Raw genomic sequence first — 20,313 nt, 5'->3', positions numbered from 1 at the left:
AATGTCCTCGAACTCCACGCCGCCGCCATCGCGCGCGGCGTCCCCCTGCGTCCATCGGGAGCAAGCATGAATCCTATCTTCGTGGTGATCGTCGCCGGCGAGCGCAGCACCGAAGCCGTCCTCGCCGCCGAAGCCTTGCGCCATGCGGCCAGCGCGCACGGCGCGGTACTGCACGCCGAGGTGCGCACACCGCAGGGCGTGATCGCGCCGCTGGACCTGGCCGCGGCCGGCAGCGCCTATCCGCTGCTGCTGGTCGGCGACGGCGATGCCGACGCGGCGCGCTTCGCCGGCGCCGCGCCGCTGCGCGCCAGCCTGGATGCGGTGCTCGACGACGCCGCCGGCGCGCTCGCGCCGCTGCTGGCCGCGGCCGATGCCACGCCGGCCACCACCGCCAGCGCTGCCACGCAGACGGATGCTCCCAAGCGCATCGTCGCCGTGACCTCCTGCCCCACCGGCATCGCCCACACCTTCATGGCCGCCGAAGGCCTGCAGCAGGCGGCCAAGACCCTGGGCTACCAGATCCGGGTCGAAACCCAAGGCTCGGTCGGCGCGCAGGACACGCTCAGCGCTGCCGAAATCGCCGACGCCGACCTGGTGCTGATCGCCGCCGACCGCGAAGTGGACCTGTCGCGCTTCGGCGGCAAGCGCCTGTTCAAGAGCGGCACCAAACCGGCGATCAACGACGGCCCGGCGCTGATCCGCAAGGCGCTGGCCGAAGCCGGGGTGCACGCGGCCAGCGGCAACGGCGCCACGCCGGCGAGCAGCGAACGCGGCAAGTCGGCCGGCCCGTACAGGCACCTGATGACCGGCGTGTCGTTCATGCTGCCGTTCGTCACCGCCGGCGGCCTGCTGATCGCGCTGGCGTTCGCGCTGGGCGGCATCTACGCCTTCGACGACGCGCACAAGGGCACCCTGGCCTGGTCGCTGTTCCAGATCGGCGCCAAGGCCGGCTTCACCCTGATGGTGCCGGCCCTGGCCGGCTACATCGCCTACTCCATCGCCGACCGCCCCGGCATCGCCCCCGGCATGATCGGCGGCATGGTCGCGGCCAACCTCGGCGCCGGCTTCATCGGCGGCATCTTCGCCGGCTTCATCGCCGGCTACGGCGTGGCCGCGCTGAACCGCGCGATCAAGCTGCCGCGCACCCTGGAAGGGCTCAAGCCGGTGTTGATCCTGCCGGTGCTGGGCACCTTGCTGGTCGGCCTGACCATGCTGTACGTGGTCGGCCAGCCGGTCGCCGAAGCGCTGGCCTGGCTCACCGACTGGCTGCGCGGCATGCAGGGCAGCAGCGCAGTGCTGCTGGGCCTGCTGCTGGGCGCGATGATGGCCTTCGACATGGGCGGGCCGGTCAACAAGGCCGCCTATGCGTTCTCCACCGGCCTGATCGCCAGCCAGGTATACACGCCGATGGCCGCGGCGATGGTCGCCGGCATGACCCCGCCGCTGGGCATCGCACTGGCCACCTGGGTGTTCCGCAACCGCTTCACCCGCGAGGAGCGCGGCACCAGCGCCGCCACCGGCGTGCTCGGCCTGGCCTTCGTCACCGAAGGCGCGATCCCGTATGCGGCGCGCGACCCGTTGCGCACCATCCCGGCGCTGATGCTGGGGTCGGCGCTGGCCGGCGCGATCTCGATGGCCGCCGGCGCCGAGCTGAAGGTGCCGCATGGCGGCGTGTTCGTGTTGCCGATCCCCAACGCGGTGACCCATCTGGGCATGTACCTGATTGCCCTGCTCGCCGGCACCGTGCTGACCGCGGTGGCGCTGCGCGTGTTGAAGAAGCCGGTCGCCGAATAAGTCCTGCGCCGGCGCGCCGCCGGGGGCGATGCCCCTCTCCCGTCGCCCACGGCGGCGCGCCGGCCTCCATCCCACCCCAGGAGTCTCTGCCATGCCCCTCCCCCTGCCCCTCACCCGGCGCCTGTCGCTCACCGCCCTGGCCCTCGCCCTCGCCCCGCTGGCCCATGCCCAGGACGCCAGCGACGCGTTCAAGCTCAAGCTCGCCTACACCGGCGAAGCCGCGGTCTCGCTGGACGGCGGCAAGGAACAGGGCAGCGCCTACGCCGGCCAGCTGATGCTCGGCACCGACGTCGACCTGCAGCGGCTGATGGGCTGGAACGGCGCCACGCTGAAGGTCTACGCGATCAATCGCCACGGCACCAACCTGGCCAACAGCGACATCGGCAACAGCACCTCGGTGCAGGAAATCTATGGCGGCCAGGGCACGCGCCTGACCACCTTCACCCTGCAGCAGAAGCTGTTCGACGACCGCCTGGAACTGGAGGCCGGACGCAGCGAGGCCAACGTCGATTTCCTCGGTTCGGCCCTGTGCGGCTACTTCCAGGGCAACTCGTCCTGCGGCAACCCGACCTTCGTGTTCCGCACCAGCAACTTCACCTACTGGCCGGTGTCCAGCTGGGCCGCGCACGCCAAGGCCTGGCTGACCCCGACCGTGTACGTGCACGTCGGCGCCTACGAGGTCAACCCGACCCAGGCCGAAGACGGCCAGCACGGCCTGAACTGGAGCACCCGCGACAGCACCGGGGTGATCGTGCCGTACGCGGTCGGCTACAAGACCGACGCGGCCAGCGTGCGCTTCCCGGCCATGTACGAACTGGGCGGCTGGCAGGACAACTCCGACTACAAGGACCCGCTGACCGACCGCAACGGCACCCCGGCGCGACTCAGCGGCCTGGACTACGCCCCGCGCAACGGCCGCTCCGGCGCGTTCATCCGCTTCGAGCAGCAGGTCACCCGCCCCAACGCCGACAGCGCGCGCGGGCTGGTGCTGTTCGGCTCGGTGCTCAAGGGCACCTCCGGGCAGCTGATCGAGGACCATTTCCTGGAGCTGGGCCTGGTCCAGCGTGGCACCTTCGCCAGCCGCGAGCAGGACAACATCGCCTTCGTCGTCACCCAGCAGCGCTACAGCGACAAGGCGCTGGAAGACCTGCGCCTGGCGCGCGCCGCGGCCGGCGGCAGCGGCACCCCGCGCAGTTCGCAATACATGATGGAACTGAGCTACGGCATCCAGGTCACACCGCAGCTGCGCATCGCGCCGAACCTGCACTACATCGTGCACCCGGACCAGTTCAACGAGCCCTCGCGGACCCGCGATCTGCCGAATGCGTTGGTCGCCGGCGTGCGCGTGGATTGGGCGTTGTAGGGCCGGGATTGGGGATTGGCCGGACCCGGCTGACGCCGACGCCAGCCTGCGCAGACCCGTGTTCTGCGCAGGCGCGGCAAAACAACCTGTACCCGAACGCACGACGCCCCGGCATGCCGGGGCGTCGTGCGTTCGGTCCGTGTCACTCCGTTCGCATGCAACTGCGCCAGTCCATCGGCGCATGCGGGAACGAAACAGGTGGCCGGCGAATCGAGATCCGTTCGATTCCGTGCAAGCGCGCATCCCTGGTGCGGGAGCGATGACGTTGCCGACGGGGAGATGATGCGCGCCGACGCGGGCGCTGGCGATCGGCCGACCCCGCGCCCGGCTGTAGGACTTTTCCGACACGGCTCGCGGCGGCCCGGCGTGCCCCCCCTCCCCTCTCCGGCGCGTCCGCGGCACGCTTGCCGCGCAACGGTCACCGCCGCTACATAAACGGATCCCATCGTAGCGGCCTCGCCACCGCCGATTACGACGGTTTTCCAACATCCACGTTGCAAGCATCTCGCGCCATGCGCATCCTGGTTGCCGAAGACGATACGTCCATTGCCGTTGCGTTGCGCGACTCGCTGGCCGAGTGCGGGCACGTGGTGGACCACGTCAACGACGGCGCCGCCGCCGAGCGCGCGCTCAGCACCGAGTCCTACCACCTGCTGGTGCTGGACCTGGGCCTGCCGCGGCGCGACGGCTTGCAGGTGCTGCAGCGCGTGCGCGAACGCCGCGACGAGGTCGCGGTGCTGGTGGTGACCGCGCGCGACGGCGTGGAAGACCGCATCCGCGCCCTCGACCAGGGCGCCGACGACTACCTGATCAAGCCGTTCGAACTGTCCGAGTTCCTGGCCCGCACCCGCGCCCTGCTGCGCCGGCGCAGCAGCGGCGGCATTCCCGAACTGGCCCTGGGCCAGTTGCGGATCAACCTGGCCGGGCGCCGGGTGTGGCTGCAGGACGAACCGCTGGAACTGACCGCGCGCGAGTTCGCGCTGCTGGAAACGCTGCTGATGCGCAGCGGGCGCGTGGTCAGCCGCGGCCAGCTCACCGACGCGCTGTGCGACTGGCAGCACGAGATCACCGACAACGGCCTGGACATCTCCATGCACCGCCTGCGCCGCAAGCTGCACGGCTCCGGGGTCGGCATCCGCACCATCCGCGGCCTGGGCTACCTGCTGGAAGAATCCCGCAGCGCGGACGCCGACGCCGCCCACGACCCGCAGGCGTCGTGAGCGCGGCCATGGCAGCCGAGGCGGCGGGCGCAGCCCCCGCCCATCCCAGCCTGCGCCGGCGCCTGCTGGCCTTCCTGCTGATCCCGACCCTGCTGCTGATGCTGGTGGTCTCGGCGCTGTTCTACCTGCTGATGCTCAAGTACTCCAACCATGTCCACGACATGGACCTGAAGGAGGACACGCTGGGCCTGGCCAAGGCGGTCAACGACGCCGGCGCCAGCCTGCCGCTGCCGCTGCAGGCACGGCGCCTGCTCGAATACAGCAGCGACGGCCGGGTGTTCTTCGAGGTGCGCAGCCGCGACCACGGCGTGATCAGCAACAGCGCGCAGCCGATCCCGGCGCACGACGCGCCCGCCGCACTCGGCCGGGTGGCGCTGCGCGACGAACGCATGGCCGACGGCACCCCGGTGCGCGTGGCCAGCCTGATCGTGCCCTCGGCGTGGGAGGCCAACGACCGCCTGACGATCTCGGTGGCCGAGACCCTGAACGATCGCCACCGGCGGGCGCGCGAGATCCTGATGCTGATGTTGCCGACCGAACTGCTGCTGACCTGCTCACTGCTGGCGCTGGTCTGGCATGGCGTGCGCGTGGGCCTGCGCCTGCTGCAACCGGCGGTGCGCCGGCTCGACGACAGCCAGCGCGACCTCAGCCCGGTGTCCGGCCCCGACATCCCGATCGAAGTGCTGCCGCTGACCCAGGCCATCGACGGCCTGCTCGGCCGCCTCAAGCAGCTGATGGCGCTGCAGGAGCGCTTCGTCGCCGACGCCGCGCACCAGCTGCGCACGCCGCTGGCCGGGCTGAGCATGCACGTGCAGCGCGCCCAGGCCAGCACCCGCCCGCAGGACACCGCGCAGGCGCTGCAGCACATCCGCCAGCTGACCGACCGCGCGATCCGCAGCTCCACCCAATTGCTGGCGCTGACCCGCGCGCAGGCGCCGCGCGAGAACATCCGCCCGCTGCTGCCGCTGGACCTGGCCGTGTGGCTGCCGCAGGCACTGGCCGAGCGCATTCCCGACGCGCTGCAGGCCGGGGTCGATCTGGGCTACGACGACGACAGCGCCGACGGCGGGCCGGCCTGGGTCGCCGCCGACGCCTGGTCGCTGCGCGAGCTGCTCGACAACCTGCTCGACAACGCCTTCAAGCACGCCGCCGGCAGCATGGTCACGGTCAGCCTGCGGCGGCAGCCGCAGCACCTGCAACTGGCGCTCGACGATGCCGGCGCGGGCGTGGACGAGGCCTTGTTGCCACGCCTGGGCGAACGCTTCTTCCGCGCCCCGGATGCGCCCGAAGGCGGCACCGGCCTGGGCCTGGCCATCGTCGCCAGCATCGCCGCGCGCCACCACGCGCCGCTGCGCTATCGGCGCTCGGCGCTGGGCGGCCTGCGCGTGGAGCTGGAGCTGCCGGCCAGCGCGGCACCGCCCGCATGAGCCGGCGCCGCGCATCCCGGCTGGCCGGCCTTGCCGTGCTGAGCGCCGCGGCGCTGGCCGGCTGCGTCAGCACCCCGCTACCCGACCTGACGCAACCGCTGCCACCGCAATGGACCGCGCTGCCAGCCGCGGCCGCCCCGCGGCCGGCCGGCAGCGCCTGGTGGCAGGACCTCCATGATCCGCAACTCGACGCCCTGGTCGCGCAGGCACTGCGCGACGACCTCGACGTGGCCCAGGCGCTGGCCAGGCTGCGCGCCGCGCGGCGCATGGACCGCGTCGCCACCGCCAAGCTGAAGCCGCAGCTGCATGCGCGCACCGAAGAACCGATCGATCCCGACGCCAGCGCCTCGTTCCTGGTCGCCGGCTTCGACGCGGAATGGGAACTGCCGCTGTTCGGGCGCGGCGAAGCTGCGCGCCGCCTGGGCCGCGGCGACCTGCAGGCCGCGCAGGCCAGCCTGGAGCAGGTCCGCACCGCCACCGTTGCCGACGTGGCGCGCAACTGGATCGAACTGCGCCATGCGCAACAGGCCGAACAGCTGCTGCAACGCATCGCCGACGCGCGCCAACGGCAGGCGACGTTGAGCGCGGCGCTGGTCGCTCTGCGCCTGGCGCCGCCGGCCGCCGCCGCCCAGGCGCAGGCCGCGCAATTGCAGGCGCAAGCCGCGCTGGGCGAACCGCGCGCCGCCAGCGCCGCCGCCGCGCAACGGCTGGCGGTGCTGCTGGCGCGCAGCGCGCCGGACCCGGCGTGGAGCGCCACCGTTGCAGCCGCCGCTGCTCCGGACGCGGCGCCACCGGGCCTGCAGATCGGCGCACTCGACGCGGTACCCGCCGACCTGCTGCGGCGCCGCCCGGACATCGCCGCGCGCGAGGCCGAGGTGCTGCGCGCAGCCGGCGAACTGGGCATCGCCCGCGCCGACCGCTACCCCAGCATCGGCCTGGGCGGCGCCATCCACTGGTCCACCAACCTGCTCTCGCATCGCCGCACCGCCACCCCGCACGAAATCGCCTCGCTGGGGCCGCTGATCGATATCCCGCTGTTCGACTGGGGCCTGCGCCAGGCCCAGGCGCAGGCGCGCGGCGACCTGCTGCAGGCGGCGGCGCTGGCCTACCGCCAATGCGTGCTGGAGGCGGTGGCCGAAGTGCAGAACGCGCTGACCGCGCTGGAACAGCAACGCCAACGCGCACTGGCGCAGCAGCAGGCACTGCAGGCACTACAGCAGGCCGCCGACGCGGCGCAGGCGCGACGCAAGCTGGGCCTGGGCAGCGACCTGGACGTCGCCACGCAACAGGCCGCACGCGACCAGGCCGCGCTGGAACTGCTGGAGACGCAGCGCCAGCGCGACCTCGACTACATCGCGCTGCAGACCGCGCTGGGCAGCGCGGACACGCAGACCGCCGGCACCGGGACCGGCGCGGCAGGCGCGGCGCCCTGATGGTCGCGCTGGCCCGCCAGACCCTGCGCCACGAATGGCGCCGCTTCCTGCCGGTGGTGGTCTCGGTCGGCTTCGCCAGCCTGTTGCTGCTGCTGCAGACCGCGCTGGTGCTGGGCATCTTCGGCAGCGCCAGCGTCTACGTGTCCGGCTCCACCGCCGACCTGTGGCTGGGCTATCCGGGGACGCAAAGCGTGGACCAGGGGCGCCCGATCGATCCGGATGCCGCCACCGCGCTGTACCTGGATCCGCGGGTGCTGCAGGTCGAACCGTTCCTGTGGTTCGACGGCGACTGGCGCGGCCCCGACGACACCGGCGCGGTGTCGATCTACATTTCAGGCATCGACACCCGCAGCGACGGGCTGATGTTCGCGCGGCTGCTGAGCCCCGCCCTGCGCGCGGCGCTGCGCGAACCGGACACGGTGGTGGTGGACCGTGCCGAACTGGACAAGCTCGGCGTCGGCATCGGCCGCAGCGCGCGCATCAACGGCCACCGGGTGCGGGTGATCGGGGTCGGCCGCGGCCTGCGCGCGCTGGGCGGGGTCAACGTGCTGGCCTCGCTGGAAACCGCGCGCGCCTTGAACACCGATGCCGTGCATCCGGACTGGCCGACCTACATGGTCGCGCGGCTGCGGCCCGGCAGCGACGCCGCGGCGGTGGCGCACGGCCTCGCCGGCAGCGCCGCGCCGGCGCGCATCGAGGCCTGGAGCGCGCAGGAGTTCGCCCGCCGCAGCATCCTGTTCTGGATGTTCGACACCGGCGCCGGCTCCGGCGTGCTGTTCCTCGGCGGCATCGTGCTGCTGGTCGGCGTGGCGATCACCAGCCAGACCCTGCTGGCCACGGTGCTCGGCGCCGCACGCGAGTACGCCACGCTCAACGCCCTGGGCGTGAGCATGCGCGCGCTGCGCTGGGTGGTGCTGGAACAGGCGGCCTGGGTCGGCGCGCTCGGCCTGCTCGGTGCCAGCGCGCTCGGCGCCGCGCTGGTGGCGCTGGCGCGCGCGCACGACGTGCCGGTGGCCTTCGACGGCAACGGCTGGGCCGCATGCGTGGTCGCGGTGATGCTGCTGACCCTGCTGTCGGCGCTGGCCGCGCTGCGTGGCTTGCGCCGCGCCGATCCGGCGTTGCTGCTGCGATGAACCGGGCCGCCGTCCCCGCCGCGCTGTCGCCCGACGCCGCCACCGTGCATGGCAGCGGCCTGTGCAAGAGCTTCGTCTCCGGCAAGCTGCGCACCGACGTACTGCGCGAGGTGACGCTGCAGGTGTGGCCCGGCGAACTGACCCTGATCTCCGGACCCTCGGGCTGCGGCAAGAGCACCCTGCTGTCGATCCTCAGCGGCCTGCAGCGCGCCGACCGCGGCCGCGTACAGGCCTTGGGCCAAGACCTGGGCGCGCTCGACGCGAGCGCGCTGGAGCGCTTCCGCCTGCGCCACACCGGCTTCATCTTCCAGGGCTTCAACCTGTTCCCGGCGCTGAGCGCGCTGGACCAGGTGCGGCTACCGCTGCAGTACATGGGCATGGCCGCGGCCGAGGTGCGCGCCCGCGCCGAGGCGGCGCTGGCCGAGGTCGGCATCGCCCACCGCCAGCAACTGCGCCCGGCCGAGCTGTCCGGCGGCGAGAAACAGCGCGTGGCGATCGCGCGCGCGCTGGCCAAGCACCCGGCGCTGCTGTTCGCCGACGAACCGACCAGCGCGCTGGATGCCGGCAACGGCCAGACCGTGATCGACCTGCTGCACCGCATCGCCCGCAGCCACAACACCATGGTGCTGTGCGTCAGCCACGATCCGCGGCTGATCCGCCATGCCGACCGCGTGCTGTCGATGGAGGACGGCCGCATCCTCGACGACCGCCGCCTGGCGCCGCCGCCCTCGCCCCCCTCTTCGCCCCGGATGTCCGCACCATGAAAGCGTTCCTCGCCGCTCCTCTGCTGGGCCTGCTGCTGGCCGCCTGCGCGCGGCCGCCGCAGGCTGCGCCCGCGACCAGCGCGGCGCCGGCCTACCTGGCGGTGGCGCGCGGCCGCATCGATGTGGAAGGCGGCCTGCTGCGGCTGAGCCTGCCGGTGGCCGCGACGCTGCAGCGGGTGGCGGTGCACGAAGGCGACGCGGTGCGCCGCGGCGCGCTGCTGATCGCCGCCGACGACCGCGCCGCGGCGCTGGACCTGGACATCGCACAGACCCGTGCACAGGCCGCAAACGCGCACGTGCAGCAGCTGCAGCAGCGTCTGGCGCATGCGCAGCAGCGCCAACGGCGGCTGGCCGAAGCGGCGCGGATCGGCGCCGGCGACGGCCAGAGCGCCGACGACGCCGGCGACGCCAGCCAGACCCTGGCCGACGCGCTGCAGGCCGCGCGCAGCGACGCCGCGCTGGCCACCGAGCAGGTGCACCAGGCGCAACTGCAGCGCGACCAGTACCGCCTGTATGCGCCGACCGACGGCCGTGTACTGCAACTGGCCGCCGCGGTCGGCGCGCGCAGCGACGGCGGCGCCACGCCGCTGCTGACCCTGCTGCCGGACGCGCCGCGCCTGGTCCGCGCCGAATTGAACGAAAGTTACGCCGCCGCGGTGCGCCCGGGCATGCAGGCCGAGGTGATCAGCGACGACGGCCGCCAGACCGCGTTGGGCGCCGCCGTGGTGCGCTGGCTGGCGCCGGCGTTCGGCCCGGCGCAGCTGCACGACGACGCCGATGGCGCCAGCGCCGGCAACGACCGCAGCGTGGCCTGCGTGCTGGCGTTCCGGCAACCGTCGGCGCTGCGCCTGGGCCAGCGCGTCCTGGTGCGCTTCCGCAACCCCACCGCGACGCAACACTGACGAAAGGCTGCTGAAACGCCTGTCCGCCACGCTGCGCGCGTTCCTTCGCCGCCAACCCCGTGCCGCCATGATCCAATCCGCCGAATTCCACTTCCAGGGCGGCCGCCACGGCGTGCTGCTGATCCACGGCCTGACCGGCACCCCCAGCGAGATGCGCCTGCTCGGCAAGAGCCTGCATCGCCAGGGTTTCAGCGTGCACGGCGTGCAGCTGGCCGGGCATTGCGGCAACGAGGACGACCTGCTCGCCACCGGCTGGCGCGACTGGAGCGCCAGCGTCGAACAGGCCGCGGCGCAGATGCGCCCGCAGGTGGACAAACTGTTCGTGGCCGGGCTGTCGATGGGCGCGCTGCTGGCGCTGCAATTGGCCCAGGAGCGGCCGGAGTGGGTCGATGGCGTCGGCGTGCTCGGCGCCACCTTCCGCTACGACGGCTGGAACATCCCGCGCCGCGCGCGGCTGGCGTTCCTGCTGCCGTGGTTCAAGCGCCTGGGCATCGGCCGCCGCCGCATGTTCCTGGAAGAACCGCCGTACGGCCTGCGCGACGAGCGCATCCGCGCGCAGGTCAGCGGCGCGATGCTCGGCGGCGACAGCAGCGCCGCCGGCCTGCCCGGCAATCCCTGGCACGCGCTGGCCGAGATGCACCTGCTGTCGCGGCGGGTGCGCCGCAACCTGGCCAAGGTGACCGCGCCGTGCCTGGTCGCGCATGCGGCCGAGGACGACATCGCGCACCTGCGCAACGCGCAGCTGGTGGTGGCCGGCGTGTCCGGGCCGGTGGAACTGCTGCTGCTGCACGACAGCTACCACATGATCACCCTGGACCGCGAACGCCGCGTGCTCGGCGCGCGCCTGGCGCAGTTCTTCGCCGCGCAGGCTGCGCCGCGCCAGGCCGCCTGATGGCGCTGCAGGCACCCGTGGTGGGCGTGTGGCTGGCGACTGTGGCGCTGGACACGGTCGGCCAGCTGGCCTTCAAGCACGTGGCCAGCGACCCGCTGGCGAGCGGCGCGGCGCGTTGGCGGCGCATGGCGCGGCAACCGTGGCTGTGGCTGGGCATGGCCTGCTACGCGTTCGAATTCCTGGCCTGGACCGCGTTCCTGTCGCTGGTGCCACTGGGCCGCGGCGTGCTGCTCGGCTCGATCAACATCGTGGCGATCATGCTCGCCGGGCGCTGGCTGTTCGGCGAGCGGCTGGGACGCATGCAGGTGGCCGGAATCTGCCTGGTCAGCGCCGGCGTGGCCGTGGTCGGGCTCGGCACATGACCCGCCCATCGCTGCAACGCTACGCGGTCGGCTTCGCCCTGCTGCTGGGCTTCGACACCCTGGCCCAGTTCGGCTTCAAGCTCGGCGGCGCGCACGCCTTCCCGCCGCAGGCCGACTGGGCCTGGGTGCTGCGCCTGCTCGCCAGCCCCTGGCTGTACGCCGCGCTGCTGGGCTATGTCGGCGCCTTCTTCACCTGGATGAAACTGCTCGAACACGCGCCGATCGGGCCGGCCTTCGCCGCCTCGCATCTGGAGATCGTCAGCGTACTGCTGCTGTCGGCGTGGTGGTTCGGCGAACCGATCGGCGTGCTGCAGGCGATCGGCGCGGCACTGATCGTGGCCGGCATCGTCTGCCTCGCGCTCGGCGAGCGCGCCGCGCCGGCCGATGCGCACTGAGGTTCCGCCCACCGCCGGCCTGCCGCTGCACTGGCGCGATCTGTGGCCGGCGCGCACGCCGCAGCGGCTGGCCGCGCAGCTCGGCTTGCCCGACGCGCTGCTGACCTGCTCCGGCACCGCTGCCCTGGTCATCGCGCTGCGCACCCTGGCCGCCGGCAGCCGCCGCCGGCAGGTGCTGGTGGCCGCCTACACCTGCCCGCTGGTGGCGCTGGCGGTGGCCCATTGCGACCTGCAACTGGTGCTATGCGATCTGCTGCCGGATGCGATCGAACCCGACCCCGCGCAGCTGGTACAGCGTTGCGGCAACGACACCCTGGCGATCGTCGCCACCCATCTGGGCGGACGCCTGACCGACCTGGCCCCGTTGCGCCATGCCGCCGCGGCCTGCGGCGCGGTGCTGATCGAAGACGCCGCGCAGGCGCTGGGCGGCGTGCACGCCGACGGCCGCCCGGCCGGCCTGGGCGGCGACATCGGCGTCTGCAGCCTGGCGGTGGGCAAAGGCCCGACCCTGTACGAAGGCGGCCTGCTGATGTCGCCGCACGCACCGTTGCAACGCAGCCTGGCCGCGATGGCCGCGCGCCTGGCCCAGCCCGACTGGCGCCGGGAACTGCAGCGCAGCCTGCAGTTGCTCGGCTACGCCGCGCTGTACCGGCCGCACCTCTTGCGCTGGGCCTACGGCGCGCCGCTGCGCCGCGCCTTGCGCCGCGGCGACCGCGTCGCCGCGGCCGGCGACCATTTCGATGCCGCGATCCCGCAACACGCGGTCGGCGCCTGGCGCGAAGCCGTCGGCGTGCGCGCCAGCGCACGCTGGCCGACATTCCTGGCGCAGGCGCGCGAACAGGGCCGGCGCCGCAGCGCACGCCTGGCCGCGGTCGCCGGACTGAAGGTCATCGCCGACAGCGCCGGCGCGCAAGGCAGCTGGCCGGCACTACTGGTGCTGCTGCCGGACGCGGCCGCGCGCGAACGCGCCCTGGCGCAGCTATGGCCGCGCGGCCTCGGCGTCGGCCTGCTGTTCGTGCACGCCCTGCCCGACTACGCCTACTTGCACGGCATCGTCGATGCCACCTCGATGCCCCACGCACGCGACTTCGCTGCGCGCTGTCTAAGCATCAGCAACAGCCCATGGTTGGATGAGGACGGGTTCGACGCGATCGTCGCGGTATTGGGGAAGGTGTGTGCCGAGCGGATGGGCTGATCCAGCAACTGCCGTACACACATTCAATGTCGCACCCCACACAATCCTGTAGGAGCAACTGTCTTCTCATCCGATAACCTCACGCCATGGTGTGCGATCTCGTGCCATGGCGTTGAGTCGGATAAGCAGCACGCGCATGCATGCGGTGATGGCGACCTTGGCGGGCTTGCCGCGTGCCCGTAACTGTTGATAACGCTCCTTGAAGGAGGCTTGAGTGCGCACAACGCTCCAACAGGCCATGTACAGCACTCGTCGGATCGTGGCACGCCCGCCGCGGATGCGGCGTTTGCCGCAGTGCTGCCCGCTGTCCACGTTGTAGGGAGCCAGGCCGACCAGGGCCGCGATCTGGCGACGATCCAGCGTCCCCAGTTCGGGCAGATAGGCCATCAGGCTGGCGGTGGTGACCTCGCCGATGCCCGGGACCGTGCCCAGGGCGTGCGCCAGCGCATCGTCGAGCTGGCACCGCACCTGCTTGATCGCCTGGTTCATCCGCTGGATACGGCGGCGCACGTCGCCGATCTGCTCGATCAGGCACGCGCGCACCATGGCCAGGGTCGCCTGATGCAAGCGACGGCGCTCGTCGTCACGTTGCTGGACCAGTTGCTCGCGGCGCTGGACCAGCATGCGCAGTTGCTCACGCAAGGGATCGGGAGCCGGCGCGGGCGCTTGCACCAGGTGAGCCATGCGCGCCAGCAAGGCCGCATCCAGCGGATCGGTCTTGGCGGTTGTGCCCAAGGCCGTGGCGAAAGCGCGTGCCCGGCGCGGATTGATCCGGGTCACCGGGATCCCTGCCGTGGCCAGTGCCGTCATCACCGCCCGTTCGTAGCCGCCGGTGGCCTCCAGCAGCGCGTTGCCGACGCAGTGCCCGGCAAGGTGGTCGCACAGGCGCTGGTGGCCCTGGGCGGTATTGGGAAAGGACAGCAACTGGTCCAGGGGAAGCACGTGGACGGCCAAGGTGTCCTTGGCCACATCGATACCGATCCAAAGAGGCATAAGCGTTAGGTAGACTGGGGGACAGGAGAGAGCCACCTCGTCGCTGCCCACGCTTGTGAAGTTCGAGCGAACGCTCGTTCAACTGTTCGGGCTAGGCAACGAGGTCGATGTGCGGCCGCCCTGGCTCCTACACGTGCTTGAACACTACGGCCTGTCGGCGTGCCGCACATCGCTCTCCACTCAAACTGTAGAGCAATCTCCAGACACAAGCGGCTTCAGCCGCGACAAGATCTATCGGTAACGCGGGTCGCGGCTGAAGCCGCTCCTACACGGGCATGCGCTACCGCCGCAGCCCAGCCTCGGCCAGCGCTTCCAGCAGCCGCAAGTTCAAATCGTGCTGCTGCGCCTGCCATGCGGCCAGCGAGTGCGGCGACGGCGGCGGCTGCGCATCCAGCGCCGCCAGGCGCCGCTTCCACCATTGCGGATACCGCGCTTGCGACACCTCGCCGGTGATGTCGCTGCCGAGCAGTTGCCCGTGCAGGTAGGCGATGGCGGTGAGCAAGTGCGGCACCCGCAGTTCACCCTGATCCCAATTGGTACGCACGTCCTGCGGATCCAGCACGTCCTTGTCCAGCGACAGGTAGGTCGGCATCGGCGTGCTGCGCAGATACTGCAGGAAGGCGTCGATCATCTCCATGCTCGAGCCGAAGCCGCGTACCGCGCGGCCCAGGCCCAGGCGTCGCGCCCAGCCCACGTCCACGCCGCTGCACCAGTAGCGCAGCTTGCCGCGGTACAGCGGCCGCAGATGGTTTTCCCAGGCATGCGCCACGCCGACATCGCCCGAGGTGATGCCGACCACCTCCACCCGCGCCACCTGCGGCAACGCCGCCACCCGCCATACCCACGAACCGCAATGCACGGCGAACGGAAAACGCATGTTGTCCGGGTGGTTGTCGAACACCACTACCCGCAGCGGCGCCTGCGCGCGCTGCGCCTGCCGCACGATCAGCGGCAGGCTCAGGTGATGGAAATCGCCGCTGCCCAGCAGCACGGTGCCGTGCCGGGCCGGCAGCACGCCGTCGAGGGCAGTGCCGAAACGCCGTAGCCGGCGCAGCGAACAGGCGAAGCGCAGCCCGTCGCACCATTCCTGCAGCGGCAGGCGCAACGCGCCCGGCACTGCGCCGAGCGAGTCATCCAGGTCCAGCAGTACCGGTGCGCTCATCTCATAGCGCCAGCTCGGCATCGGTGTCGGCCAGGCCGACGTCGTCGGCCTCGAACAGCGGCCGCAGCCGCCGCAGCGCGATGCGCAGCAGCGGGTTGCGCAGGTACACCGCATGCCAGGTGTAGGTGAAGCTGGCGCCGAGTTGCGCCTTCACTTCCGGATCGGTCCAGCCGGCGACGTAGGCGCGCAGGCCATGGCGGCAGGCGTAGTCCAGGTTGTGCATCCAGCTCAGCGCGTACAGGTTGTGCTCGCGCGCCTCCGGGTAGTGCAGGCCGATGTACTTGTCCAGCAGCCGCCCGTCGTGCACGTAGCACAGGTTCCAGCCGATCAGCCGGCCCTGGTGGCGATAGGTGAACACCAGCCCCCCGGCGTCCGCATCGGTCAGCAGCGCGTCGAAGAACGCTGCGGTCAGCAGATCGAAATGCACCTCGCTCTGCGCGTAGACCTGCAGGTACAGCGCATAGCAGTGCGCGCGCAGCGCCGGGTCGGCGAAGGCGGCGCCGGTCGGCAGCGCCTCGATCTGCAGATCGGCGCGCGAGCGCAGCTTGCGGCGGATGTTGCGGCGGCGGCCACGCGACAGGCGCGCCAGGTAGTCGTCGGTGGAGGCGAAATCGATCGGCACCCAGGCCAGCGCCTGCCCGCGCAGCAGCACGTAGCCGCTGCGCTCGCACGCTTCCAGGAACACGTGCGCCCAGGCGTTGTCGGTGGCATCGAGCAGCGGCGAATGCTGCGGGATGTCCTTGACGATCAGCAGCGGGCGCTTGCGCCCCAGCTGCGCCCGCCACTGGCCGGGCAGCTGCGCCGGGTCGGCCGCGCGCGGCAGCCAGGCGTATTCGCTGACGGTGCTGCCGACGAAGCTGGTGCGCGGCCGCAGCCAGCGCCGCCACAGCCGCTGCAGCGGCCAGCCGGCCACGCGCGCGCGCAGTGCCGGGTCGGCGGTGGTGAGCAGGTCGAACACGGCGTCGAACGCAGGCACGCCATGCTCCAGGGTCCGCGCCTGGAAATCCTGCGGGGGATGCGCGAGGAACTGTTGCTGCAGCGCCCGCGGTTCGAGTTGGCTTACGAAAGGCATCTGCAAGATTGACCGGCTAGCGTGGAGGATGGACGCCGCAGCCGTGGGCCGCGGCCTGCCTTCCACCGGCGGCACGCGCCGCGCGGTGGCCTTTCATTTCGCGGAGGACTGCCATGACCCCGTCTATCGAGACACAGATCCACAGCATCGTCGCCAAGCATGGCGAGATCGACCCCGCCGGCCTGAGCGCGGACACCAAACTGCAGGACCTGGGCGTGGATTCGCTCGAGGCGATCGAAATCCTGTTCGACATCGAGGAGCACTTCGACATCACCTTCCCGCAGCGCGATCCGAACCTGGACGACGGTTCGCTGGGCAAGCTGGCCGAGGCGGTGCAGCAAGCGCTGGACGCCAAGGCCGCCGCCGCCGCGCCGGCACCGGCGCACTGAGCCGGCATGGACCGCTCGGCGCAGGGACACCGCGTCGTCGTCACCGGGATGGGCGCGGTCAGCGCGCTCGGCCTGGGTGCCGATGCCCTGTGGCGCGGCATGTGCGAGGGCCGTAGCGGCATCGCCGCGCTGGCCACGCCCGATCCGCAGGCCACGCTGAAGATGCGTCTGGCCGCCAGCGTGCGCGATTTCGCGCCGCAGGCGGCGCAGTTGCGCGGCATCGCGCCGGGCCAGCTGGATCGCATGACGCAGATGGCGCTGGTCGCGGCCTGCGAGGCCGTGGCCCAGTCCGGGCTGGCGCTCGATGGCGCAGCCGCCGCACGCGCGGCGGTGGTGATCGGTACCGGCGTCGGCGCCGAACTCAGCCGCGACGAACAATCGCGGCGGCTGTACCGCGAGCAGGCCGAGCGCCTGCATCCGCTGACCATCGTGCGCAGCATGAACAACGCCCCGGTCAGCCAGATCAGCATCGCCTTCGGCCTGCGCGGCCCGGCCTTCGCCGTGTCCAGCGCCTGCGCCTCGGCCAACCACGCGCTGGCACAGGCGGCGTTGCTGATCCGCCACGGCCTGGCCGACGTGGCCATCGCCGGCGGCAGCGAAGCCTGCCTGAGCCTGCCGCTGATCCGCGCCTGGGAAGCGATGCGGGTGGTCAGCAACGACACCTGCCGGCCGTTCTGCGCGCAACGCAGCGGCCTGGTGCTGGGCGAAGGCGCCGGCATCTTCGTACTGGAAAGCGCCGCGCACGCCACCGCGCGCGGCGCAGTGCCGCTGGCGGAACTGGCAGGCTTCGGCCTGGGCGCCGATGCGCACGACATCGTCGCGCCCAGCGCCGACGGCGCCGCCGCGGCGATGCGCCTGGCCCTGCAGGACGCCGGCCTGGAGCCGCAGCAGATCGACTACATCAACGCCCACGGCACCGGCACCCTGGCCAACGACCGCGGCGAGACGCAGGCGATCCGCCAGGTGTTCGGCCCCCACGCCGATGCGCTGGCGGTGAGTTCGACCAAGGCGGTGCATGGACATGCGCTGGGCGCCGCCGGTGCACTGGAGCTGGTCGCGGCGATCGGCGCGCTGCGCGAGCAGCGGGTGCCGCCGACCGCCAACTTCCTCGATCCGGATCCGGACTGCGACCTGGACTACGTGCCCAATCAGGCCCGCGCGCAACCGGTGCGCGCGGTGCTCAGCAATTCCTTCGCCTTCGGCGGCCTCAACGCGGTACTCGCCTTGCGCGAGGCGCGCTGAGGCGCAAGCCGCGGCGGCGGACGGGAGGCAACGCGGCGCCAACGCGCTGTCTCCCGCCATTTCACGCCACCCGCTTGGCGCGGGTCAGCAACTGGTCCAGCAGCGACAAGCCCAGATCGATCTCGTCGTGGCTGATGTGCAGCGACGGCGCCAGGGTGATCACGTTCTTGTAGTAGCCGCCCACGTCCAGCACCAGGCCGATGCGCTTGCCGTTGTGGCGCAGCTCGCCTTCCAGGCCCATGTCCACCATCGTGTCGAGCAGCTTGCGGTTCGGGGTGAAGCCGTCCGCCTGGCAGATCTCCGCGCGCAGCGCCAGGCCCAGGCCATCGACGTCGCCGATTTCCGGATGGCGCTTCTGCAGGTCGCGCAGGCCGTCGAGGAAGTGCGCACCCTTTTCCATCACCATCGTCTCGTAGTCGGTCTCGGCCAGCATGCGCATGGTCTCCAGGCCCACCGCGGTGCCGAGCGGATTGGAGGCGAAGGTGGAATGGGTCGAACCCGGCGGGAACACGGTCGGGTTGATCAATTCCTCGCGCGCCCAGACGCCGGCCAGCGGGTTGAGGCCGTTGGTCAGCGCCTTGCCGAACACCAGCACGTCCGGGGTCACCCCGAAATGCTCGATCGCCCACAGCTTGCCGGTACGGAAGAAGCCCATCTGGATCTCGTCCACCACCAGCAGGATGCCGTACTTGTCCAGCACCCGCTTCAGGCCGGTGAAGAAGTTCGGCGGCGGGATCACGTAGCCGCCGGTGCCCTGGATCGGCTCGACGTAGAACGCGGCGTACTCGCACTGCCCGGCCTTGGGATCCCACACGCCGTTGTACTCGGTCTCGAACAGGCGCTCGAACTTGGCCACGCACTGCTCGCCGTACTCTTCCTTGGAAATGCCCTTGGGGCCGCGGAAGTGGTACGGGAATTCGATGAACTGGGCGCGGTCGAAATGGCCGAAGCGGCGCCGGTAGCGGTACGAGGAAGTGATCGCCGAGGCGCCCAGGGTACGGCCGTGGTAGCCGCCCTCGAAGGCGAACATCAGGCTCTTGCCGCCCGTGGCGTTGCGCACCAGCTTCAGCGAATCCTCCACCGACTGCGCGCCGCCGACGTTGAAGTGCACGCGGCCCTTGCGGCCCCACTTGCGTTCGGCGTCCTGGGCGATGGTCTTGGCCAGTTCGATCTTGGTCGGGTGCAGGTACTGGCTGGCGACCTGCGGCAGGCTGTCGATCTGCCGCTTCAGCGCGCCGTTCAGGCGCGGATTGGCGTAGCCGAAGTTGACCGCCGAATACCACATCTGCAGGTCCAGATACGGCACGTCCTCGGTGTCGTACAGATAGCTGCCGTCGCAGTGCGCGAAGATCCGCAGCGGTTCGCTGTAGTGCACGGTGTCGCCGAACGAGCAGTATTCGGCCTCGTCGGCCAGCATCTGCGCATCGCCGAGCGCGGCGTGGTAGGCGGAGCCGGTGCGCAGCAGCGCGTCCGGATCGGGCGCGGCGTCGAGCGTGTCGAGATCGCCGTGGAGCGACGCAAGCGCGGTGGGGAGCGGAACATTCCGATTCATGGGGATCAGGCTCGTTGGGGAACGGGGAGTGGGAGGCGCGCGCTGGCGGTGACCGGCGCGGCGAGTTCGTGCAGCAGCGCGATGGCGTCGTCGAACCCGCCGATCGCGCGGTGGTTGATGCCGATCGCGCGGCAATGGCGCAAAAGCCCGTCCTTGGCGAAGACCAGATCGGCCTTGCCGGCCACGCAGAAATCGGAACGGCCGTCGCCGATCAGCAGGGTCGAGCGCGCCGGCTCCTGCTGCGCCATGACCGCGCACTTGCAGGTGCCGCTGGCGCAGTCCGGCTGTGCGTGCGGCGAGGCCATGCGCCATTGACCGGCGTCGGTGCGCAACAGGCGGTTGGCGATGATCGGCAGCTGATGCAGGCCGTGCTGCGCCAGGATCCGTGCGATCGGGTAGTCCAGACCGTCGCTAACGATGCTCAGCGGCATGCCCAGGTCGCGCGCCAGATCGACGAAGCGGACGAACGCCGGGTCGATACGGACTTCGTCGAGCACCCGGTGCAGCGCGTCCACGTCGCCGTCGAGCAGCGCCACCTGGCCGCTCATGCACTCGCGCGCACCGATGCGCCCGGCCACCCAATCCTCTTCCAGCGCGCGCCAGCCCGGCTGGCCGAGGCGCTCAAGCAAGGTATCGGTCACGTCCTGCAGCGACACGGTACCGTCGAAATCGCAAAGAATTTTCCACTGGACGCGCAAGGCGGCTCTCCGGCTAATTCGGGCAGAGCCTAGGCCGGCTGTCTTTCGTGCTCCTTTCGGGCAGATCTCAAGCAGGTGCCGCGCCGGCGGCACGCGCGGTTCCCAATTCGGACACAATCAGGCACGCTAGCGGCACCAGGCCCGGATGGCGAAACTGGTAGACGCATCGGACTTAAAATCCGCCGGGGGCGACCCCATGCCGGTTCGATTCCGGCTCCGGGCACCATCGCGTTTCGGCGTGTGCAACCGCAGATGCAGGCCTGCGCAACGCGCACGCTGCAGCAGTCGACGGCCATGCAGGCCGTCGCGGTGCCACAGGCTCAAG

19 protein-coding genes and 1 tRNA gene are annotated in these 20,313 nt (G+C 71.4%); 15 read left to right on the top strand and 5 right to left on the bottom strand.

Annotation, left to right across the window (positions count from 1 at the left end):
* Window positions 1–66 precede the first annotated feature (66 nt).
* The 12 genes from KHF85_RS08635 to KHF85_RS08580 all read left to right on the top strand — a co-directional run bounded on the left by KHF85_RS08635 (window position 67) and on the right by KHF85_RS08580 (window position 12,880).
* Entirely contained in the window at window positions 67–1,794 is a 1,728-nt protein-coding gene (locus tag KHF85_RS08635; protein ID WP_284569254.1) for a PTS fructose transporter subunit IIC, read from the top strand.
* Between the two features lie 91 nt (window positions 1,795–1,885).
* The gene (locus tag KHF85_RS08630) at window positions 1,886–3,157 is read left to right on the top strand and encodes a carbohydrate porin (protein WP_284569253.1); all 1,272 of its coding nucleotides are present in this window, start codon (window positions 1,886–1,888) and stop codon (window positions 3,155–3,157) included.
* Between the two features lie 512 nt (window positions 3,158–3,669).
* Window positions 3,670–4,377: a response regulator gene (locus KHF85_RS08625; protein ID WP_284569252.1), complete on the top strand. Its 708-nt coding sequence runs from the start codon at window positions 3,670–3,672 to the stop codon at window positions 4,375–4,377.
* On the top strand, window positions 4,374–5,804 hold the full coding sequence (locus tag KHF85_RS08620; RefSeq protein ID WP_284569251.1) for a sensor histidine kinase: 1,431 nt from the start codon (window positions 4,374–4,376) through the stop codon (window positions 5,802–5,804). The genes KHF85_RS08625 and KHF85_RS08620 overlap by 4 nt, the downstream gene beginning before the upstream one ends.
* Entirely contained in the window at window positions 5,801–7,237 is a 1,437-nt protein-coding gene (locus KHF85_RS08615) for a TolC family protein (RefSeq protein WP_284569250.1), read from the top strand. Before KHF85_RS08620 ends, KHF85_RS08615 begins: the two co-directional genes overlap by 4 nt.
* The gene (locus tag KHF85_RS08610) at window positions 7,237–8,370 is read left to right on the top strand and encodes an ABC transporter permease (protein ID WP_284569249.1); all 1,134 of its coding nucleotides are present in this window, start codon (window positions 7,237–7,239) and stop codon (window positions 8,368–8,370) included. Before KHF85_RS08615 ends, KHF85_RS08610 begins: the two co-directional genes overlap by 1 nt.
* Window positions 8,367–9,134, top strand: a complete 768-nt coding sequence (locus tag KHF85_RS08605) for an ABC transporter ATP-binding protein (RefSeq protein WP_284569248.1) — start codon at window positions 8,367–8,369, stop codon at window positions 9,132–9,134. Before KHF85_RS08610 ends, KHF85_RS08605 begins: the two co-directional genes overlap by 4 nt.
* Window positions 9,131–10,036 (top strand): HlyD family efflux transporter periplasmic adaptor subunit, encoded by a 906-nt coding sequence (locus tag KHF85_RS08600; RefSeq protein ID WP_284569247.1) that lies wholly within the window; start codon window positions 9,131–9,133, stop codon window positions 10,034–10,036. Before KHF85_RS08605 ends, KHF85_RS08600 begins: the two co-directional genes overlap by 4 nt.
* A 67-nt stretch (window positions 10,037–10,103) precedes the next feature.
* On the top strand, window positions 10,104–10,928 hold the full coding sequence (locus tag KHF85_RS08595; RefSeq protein ID WP_284569246.1) for an alpha/beta hydrolase: 825 nt from the start codon (window positions 10,104–10,106) through the stop codon (window positions 10,926–10,928).
* Window positions 10,928–11,290 carry an EamA family transporter gene (locus KHF85_RS08590; RefSeq protein WP_009593961.1) on the top strand — a complete coding sequence of 121 codons (363 nt, stop codon included), beginning with the start codon at window positions 10,928–10,930 and terminating at the stop codon, window positions 11,288–11,290. Before KHF85_RS08595 ends, KHF85_RS08590 begins: the two co-directional genes overlap by 1 nt.
* On the top strand, window positions 11,287–11,685 hold the full coding sequence (locus KHF85_RS08585; RefSeq protein ID WP_284569245.1) for a DMT family transporter: 399 nt from the start codon (window positions 11,287–11,289) through the stop codon (window positions 11,683–11,685). Before KHF85_RS08590 ends, KHF85_RS08585 begins: the two co-directional genes overlap by 4 nt.
* Entirely contained in the window at window positions 11,675–12,880 is a 1,206-nt protein-coding gene (locus KHF85_RS08580) for a DegT/DnrJ/EryC1/StrS family aminotransferase (RefSeq protein ID WP_284569244.1), read from the top strand. The genes KHF85_RS08585 and KHF85_RS08580 overlap by 11 nt, the downstream gene beginning before the upstream one ends.
* Before the next feature lie 66 nt (window positions 12,881–12,946).
* Here the strand turns inward: KHF85_RS08580 and KHF85_RS08575 are convergent, their stop codons facing one another.
* The 3 genes from KHF85_RS08575 to KHF85_RS08565 form a co-directional block, all read right to left on the bottom strand.
* A complete protein-coding gene (locus KHF85_RS08575) occupies window positions 12,947–13,873 on the bottom strand; it encodes an IS110 family RNA-guided transposase (protein WP_284566813.1) in 927 nt (308 codons plus the stop codon).
* Between the two features lie 280 nt (window positions 13,874–14,153).
* Window positions 14,154–15,035 (bottom strand): arginase family protein, encoded by an 882-nt coding sequence (locus KHF85_RS08570; RefSeq protein WP_284569243.1) that lies wholly within the window; start codon window positions 15,033–15,035, stop codon window positions 14,154–14,156.
* Window position 15,036: 1 nt separating this feature from the next.
* Window positions 15,037–16,107: a GNAT family N-acetyltransferase gene (locus tag KHF85_RS08565; protein WP_284569242.1), complete on the bottom strand. Its 1,071-nt coding sequence runs from the start codon at window positions 16,105–16,107 to the stop codon at window positions 15,037–15,039.
* A gap of 113 nt (window positions 16,108–16,220) precedes the next feature.
* Here KHF85_RS08565 and KHF85_RS08560 point away from each other — a divergent pair, with 113 nt between their 5' ends.
* A complete protein-coding gene (locus tag KHF85_RS08560) occupies window positions 16,221–16,496 on the top strand; it encodes an acyl carrier protein (RefSeq protein ID WP_284569241.1) in 276 nt (91 codons plus the stop codon).
* A 6-nt stretch (window positions 16,497–16,502) separates the two neighbouring features.
* The gene (locus KHF85_RS08555) at window positions 16,503–17,738 is read left to right on the top strand and encodes a beta-ketoacyl-[acyl-carrier-protein] synthase family protein (protein ID WP_284569240.1); all 1,236 of its coding nucleotides are present in this window, start codon (window positions 16,503–16,505) and stop codon (window positions 17,736–17,738) included.
* 61 nt (window positions 17,739–17,799) lie between these two features.
* On the opposite strand, the gene KHF85_RS08550 is transcribed toward KHF85_RS08555, so the two are convergent.
* Complete coding sequence (locus tag KHF85_RS08550; protein ID WP_284569507.1) at window positions 17,800–19,155, bottom strand: aspartate aminotransferase family protein; 1,356 nt, start codon at window positions 19,153–19,155, stop codon at window positions 17,800–17,802.
* 140 nt (window positions 19,156–19,295) lie between these two features.
* On the bottom strand, window positions 19,296–19,988 hold the full coding sequence (locus KHF85_RS08545; RefSeq protein ID WP_284569239.1) for an MtnX-like HAD-IB family phosphatase: 693 nt from the start codon (window positions 19,986–19,988) through the stop codon (window positions 19,296–19,298).
* A gap of 139 nt (window positions 19,989–20,127) precedes the next feature.
* Here KHF85_RS08545 and KHF85_RS08540 point away from each other — a divergent pair.
* Window positions 20,128–20,214: transfer RNA gene (locus KHF85_RS08540), tRNA-Leu, on the top strand.
* Window positions 20,215–20,313 lie beyond the last annotated feature (99 nt).

It is taken from the genome of Xanthomonas graminis pv. graminis (assembly GCF_030168915.1).
GTDB classification, from domain to species: Bacteria; Pseudomonadota; Gammaproteobacteria; order Xanthomonadales; family Xanthomonadaceae; genus Xanthomonas_A; species Xanthomonas_A translucens.
This window is presented reverse-complemented; position numbering and strand designations above follow the sequence as displayed.